General features: G+C 72.9%; 6 protein-coding genes. All 6 read right to left on the bottom strand.

Annotated features, from left to right (window positions below; translation table 11 throughout):
* Positions 1-31 precede the first annotated feature (31 nt).
* Positions 32-718: a TrmH family RNA methyltransferase gene (locus GT042_RS12850; RefSeq protein WP_161308836.1), complete on the bottom strand. Its 687-nt coding sequence runs from the start codon at positions 716-718 to the stop codon at positions 32-34.
* A complete protein-coding gene (locus GT042_RS12855; RefSeq protein WP_345943755.1) occupies positions 715-1950 on the bottom strand; it encodes an HTTM domain-containing protein in 1236 nt (411 codons plus the stop codon). Before GT042_RS12855 ends, GT042_RS12850 begins: the two co-directional genes overlap by 4 nt.
* A gap of 56 nt (positions 1951-2006) precedes the next feature.
* Complete coding sequence (locus GT042_RS12860) at positions 2007-2714, bottom strand: DUF5819 family protein (RefSeq protein ID WP_161308838.1); 708 nt, start codon at positions 2712-2714, stop codon at positions 2007-2009.
* A 67-nt stretch (positions 2715-2781) separates the two neighbouring features.
* The gene (locus GT042_RS12865; protein ID WP_161308839.1) at positions 2782-3126 is read right to left on the bottom strand and encodes a rhodanese-like domain-containing protein; all 345 of its coding nucleotides are present in this window, start codon (positions 3124-3126) and stop codon (positions 2782-2784) included.
* A gap of 71 nt (positions 3127-3197) precedes the next feature.
* Complete coding sequence (locus GT042_RS12870; RefSeq protein WP_161308840.1) at positions 3198-4091, bottom strand: J domain-containing protein; 894 nt, start codon at positions 4089-4091, stop codon at positions 3198-3200.
* Between the two features lie 92 nt (positions 4092-4183).
* Positions 4184-5437 (bottom strand): DUF2252 domain-containing protein (locus tag GT042_RS12875; protein ID WP_161308841.1); only part of this gene is annotated, 1254 nt, incomplete at its 5' end.

Below are 5437 nucleotides of genomic sequence, written 5' to 3' on the forward strand. Positions count from 1 at the left end.
GGGGCCGGGCGGGCGGCCCCGGAGCCGGGCGTCAGGCGGCGGGCGGCGCCGGGACGTCCGCGTGGCGCTGGATCCACGCGTGCATGGCGATCGCCGCCGCCGCACCCGCGTTGATCGAGCGCGTCGAGCCGAACTGGGCGATCGAGCACACCATCGCGGCGTGCTTCCTGGCCTCCTCGGTCAGCCCGGGGCCCTCCTGGCCGAAGAGCAGGACGCAGCGGCGCGGCAGCTCGGTCCGCTCCAGCGGTACGGCCCCGGGCAGGTTGTCGATCCCGATGATCGGCAGGCCCTCGGCCGCCGCCCACGCGGTCAGCTCGGCGGTCCCGGAGTGGTGGCGCACATGCTGGTAGCGGTCGGTGACCATCGCCCCGCGCCGGTTCCAGCGCCGCCGCCCCACGATGTGGATCTCCTGGGCGAGGAAGGCGTTGGCGGTACGGACCACGGACCCGATGTTGAAGTCGTGGCCCCAGTTCTCCACCGCCACATGGAAGTCGTGCCGCCGGGTGTCGAGATCGGCGACGATCGCCTCGTGCGTCCAGTAGCGGTAGCCGTCGACCACGTTGCGCCGGTCACCGCCGGCCAGCAGCGCGGGGTCGTACCGCTCGCCCCGCGGCCAGGGCTCCGGATGGGGCCCGACACCGATCTCCTTGCCGAACCCGTCGTCGTACTGGACGGGCTCGACGGGCGCTTCGTCCCCGGCCCGTGCTTCGCTGCTCACCCCACGAGAGTACGGGGCTCGGGTTCCCGCTCGCCCCGCTGTCCGGGGAGGGCCGTGGTCCGGCGGAACACCCGGCGCCACCGCCCCGACACCCGGTCCCCGAGCCACCGCAGGAAGGCCGTCGGCAGGAAGACGGCGTCGGCGGCGATCATCGCCAGGGAGAAGAACGGCAGCCCGAGCAGCACCGCGATGCCCGCGTGCTCCAGGATCATCGCGACGAGCAGGACGTTCTTGACGCGCCGGTTGAAGAGCGTGAACGGGAAGGCGACCTGGACCACCACCGTGGCGTACGTCACCAGCATCACCACCACCCCGCTGGCGGCGAGAACGCCGGAGAGCGCGGGCCAGGGCGTGAAGTAGTCCAGTTTGAGCGGGAAGTACAGGGCGGTGCCGTCCTGCCAGCGCGTGCCCTGGATCTTGTACCAGCCGGCGGTGGCGTACACGAGACAGACCTCGGCCATGATGACCAACAGCCCGGCGTTGTGGAGAAGGTTCGCGAGGACGTCGAGCAGCGCGCGCGGCTGCCCGCCCGGCGCGTAGTGGCCTGTCAGCCACCACAGCCCCTGCGCCGCCCACGCGCCCCAGAACAGGACCGCCAGCCAGGTCTCGATCTCGAACCGGTCCGCCGTCAGCGTCCCGACGAGAAGGAGGGCGCCCATGACGACCCACAGGACGGGCCCCACCCGGTCCCGTACGGCGGCCGTACTCTCCCTGTCTGCGGCCTCGGCGCCCTCGGCATCAGCCTCGCGGGCGGCCCGCGCCGCGCGCCGGGCGTCCAGCGACCAGACCTGACCGCAGCGGGTCACCACCAGATAGATCGCCATCAGGTGGATGACGTTGTCGCCGCCGTCGCCCATGAAGATGCTGCGGTTCTGGAGCGACAGCACGCCGAACATGAACAGCACCGACATCGTGCGGGTGCGCCAGCCGGCCATCAGCAGCGCGGCCGACACGACGGCCACGGCGAAGACGATCTCGAACCAGACCGCGCTGTCCGACCACATCAGCCCGCTGAACGCGCCGTTCCTGGCCATCAGTTGCCGCGCCATGGTCCAGCTCCACGGCCCGTCGGGCCCGTACAGCTCCCGGCGGTTCGGCAGTTCACGCAGCAGGAAGAGCAGCCAGGTGCCGGCGAACCCGATCCGGACGACCGCGCTCTGGTACGGCCCGAGCGCCGTGCCCGTGACCCGCTGGACGGCGTACGCGTACCGCTGCCCGGCCTGCTGCCCCACCCGGCGCCCGGCCTGCTGCCCGGCCTGCTGCCCGGCCTGCCCGGCCTGCTGCCCGTTCACCCGCTCGCCTCCGTACGACCGTTCCGTACGCCCCCGGGAAGATCCGCGGAGCTCACGCCCCACCAGGGGCAGACGCGGTAGGTGGGCCGCGTGTCGAACTTCTGCTTGCTCCACACGGGCGCGTCCACGGTCGTCGCGACGGACCTGAGCTGGATCCGCCGCACCGGACCGCCCAGCCGGTGGTCCGCCAGCCGCAGCATCACTATCCGGCGCAGGTACTGCTCCGACAGCTGGCCGCGCAAGCCCTGCGGGCGGTTGTCCGTGCCGTGGGAGCCGGTGAAGAAGTCCCAGCCGCGGCGCAGCTCGTTCTGGTCGATGTGGCTCGGGAAGGGATTGCCCCGTATCGCCGCGCCGTCCTCGGCGGAGAGGTCGATCCAGTCGGTGGTCCTCCGCCCGCCGTCCGCCGCCTCCACCTCGGCCCGTACCTGCACGTCGATGTTCTGCTGGAGTGGATTGGGCGCGAACAGCTTCCAGTTCTGCTCGAACTCGGGATAGATCCAGCTGTCGACGGCCGCGCCGTGCTGCTTGGTGAGCGTGTTGGACGGGGCGACGTGCAGGAAGACCATGCCGAGGTGGACACAGGCCAGCACTCCGACGACCGCCAGCGCGAGGGCGGCCACCACCTGGTACGGAAAGGAGAGACCGGCTATGCCCGCGCCGGGCCGCGGCCCGGCCTTCACGCCCTCACGGTTGTACGAATCCATCCCACCTCGATCGCCACCCGGGAGCGGTCCCGGACCGGTCCCCGGTCACTCCGCGCTCACCCCACGCTCAGAGGACGAACGCCGGGCCGCCGTTGTCGCCGACCATCGGACGCCCCGCGCCGTCCCAGGCGACCATGCCGCCGTCCACGTTCACCGCGTCGACGCCCTGCTGCACCAGATACTGCGTGACCTGCGCGGAACGGCCACCGACCCGGCACATCACATACGCCTTCCGCCCGTCGGCCACGGCCTCCGTCACCTCGCCGAACCGGCCGACGAAGTCACTCATCGGAACGTGCAGCGCGCCCTCGACATGACCGGCCGCCCATTCGTCGTCCTCCCGGACGTCCAGCACCAAGGCGTCGGACGGGACCGCCGCGACGTCCACGGAGGGCAGCGGGGCGAAGTTCATGGGTGTCCCCTTCTCTCGTACCTGTCTGGGCCGCCGGTCCGGGCCGGCGGTGTGATTCCGACTCCGGAAACCTACCGCGCCAGCTGCGCCAGCTGACTCTCCCGCTCGGAGACCTCCGCGAGCAACTGCTCGGCGATCTCCTCCAGCAGCCGGTCCGGGTCGTCGGGCGCCATCCGCAGCATCGCGCCGATGGCGCTCTCCTCCAACTCCTTGGCGACCAGCGTCAGCAGCTCCTTGCGGTGCGAGAGCCACTCCAGCCTGGCGTACAGCTCCTCGCTCTCGCTGCGCCGGTGCTCCTCGGGCGCGGGCCCCGCCGCCCACTCCTCGGTCAGCTCCCGCAGCAGCGGCTCGTCCCCGCGCCCGTACGCGGCGTTGACCCGCGTGATGAACTCCTCACGCCTGGCCCGCTCCTTGTCGTCCTGCGCCAGGTCCGGGTGCGCCTTGCGCGCCAGGTCGCGGTAGAGCTTGCGCGCCTCGTCACTCGGCCTGACCCGCTTGGGCGGCCGTACGGGCTGGTCGGTCAGCATCGCCGCCGCCTCGGGCGACAGCCCCTCCGAGTCGAGCCAGTCGTGGAACAGCTCCTCCACCCCTGGCATGGGCTGCACCAGCGCCCGGGCCTCCTCGGCCCTGCGCACGTCCGCCGGGTCGCCGGTACGGGCCGCGCGCGCCTCGGCGATCATCGCGTCCAGCTCGTCGAGCCTGGCGTACATCGGCCCGAGCCGCTGGTGGTGCAGCCGGGAGAAGTTCTCCACCTCGACCCGGAAGGTCTCCAGCGCGATCTCGAACTCGATGAGCGCCTGCTCGGCGGCGCGCACGGCCTTCTCCAGCCGTGCCTCGGGCCGGGGCACCGCCGCCTCGGCCGCACCTCCCGCGTCCGCCGCCGCGTGCGACGCGCTCGTCGCGTCCTGTACGTCCTGCTCGTCGTCGTTACGGATCGTCGGCTCCCCAGGGGCGTCGTGCATCACCCGTCCAGCGTACGGGCGATCGAACCCGCCCCCGCCCCGGACCTGTCCCGGCCCCACCGGCCTCCACCCGGCCCGGCCCGCGCCCCCCGCCGTCAGACGCCCGACTCCGCCGCGATCCGCCCGCTCCTGACCGCCGCCACCAGCTCCGCGTGATCCGCCTCCGTACGGTCCGCGTACGCGACGGCGAAGGCCGCCACCGCGACGTCCAGCTCCTCGTTCTTGCCGCAGTACCCGGCGATCAGCCGGGGATCCACGCTGTGCGCGTGCGCCCGCGCCAGCAGCGCCCCGGTCATCCTCCCGTAGTCGTCTATCTGGCCGGCCGGCAGCGCGGCCGGATCGACGCTCCCCTTGCGGTTCCTGAACTGCCGTACCTGGTACGGCCTGCCGGCCACCGTCGTCCACCCCAGCAGGCTGTCGCTGACCACCTGCATCCGCTTCTGCCCGAGCACCACCCGGCGCCCCTCGTGCGTCACCTCGGGCACCTCGAACCCGGCGGCCGGCAGGTACGGCACCAGGGCCGAGCCGCGCGCCTCCTTCACCTGGAGCACCAGCGGCTCCCCCCGGTGGTCGAGGAGCAGCACCACGTACGACCGGGTCCCGACGCTGCCGGTGCCGACGACCCGGAACGCCACGTCGTGGATCGCGTACCGCGCGAGCAGCGGCAGCCGGTCCTCCGACAGGGTCCCCAGATACTCCTCCAGCGAGGCGGCCACGGCCGCCGCCTCCGCGTCCGGCACCCGCCGCAGGACCGGCGGGGCGTCCACGAAACGCCGCGGCCCGCCCCGGCGTCCGTCCGCGCCCGGGGAACCGTCGGCCTCCGGCACGGCCTCGGTCGACCGGGCGGCGAACCGCGCGCTCGTGTTGTTGCGCGCCTTCTCCGAGACCCGCTCCAGCGTGCCGACCAGATCCCGCGCGTCGGCGTGCGAGACCAGCTGCTCGTCGGCGATCGCGTTCCACGCGTCGAGCGCGGGGAGCTTCGCCAGCAGCCGCATCGTGCGCCGGTACGACCCCACCGCGTCGCAGGCGCCGCGCCGGCACGTCTCCTCGTCCGCGCCCGCCTCGCGGCCCGCCAGCACCAGCGAGGTGGCGAGCCGCTTGACGTCCCACTCCCAGGGGCCGACGACGGTTTCGTCGAAGTCGTTGAGATCGATGACGAGTTGGCCGCGCGAGTCCCCGTACAGACCGAAGTTCCCGGCGTGGGCGTCCCCGCAGATCTGCGCGCCGACCCCGGTCACCGGCGTGCCCACCAGGTCGTGGGCCATCAGCCCCGCCGAGCCCCGCAGGAACGCGAAGGGGGTGGCGGCCATCCGCCCCACCCGCAGCGGCGTCAGCCCCGGCACCCGGCC

Source organism: Streptomyces sp. SID3212, assembly GCF_009865405.1.
Taxonomy (GTDB): Bacteria; Actinomycetota; Actinomycetes; order Streptomycetales; family Streptomycetaceae; genus Streptomyces.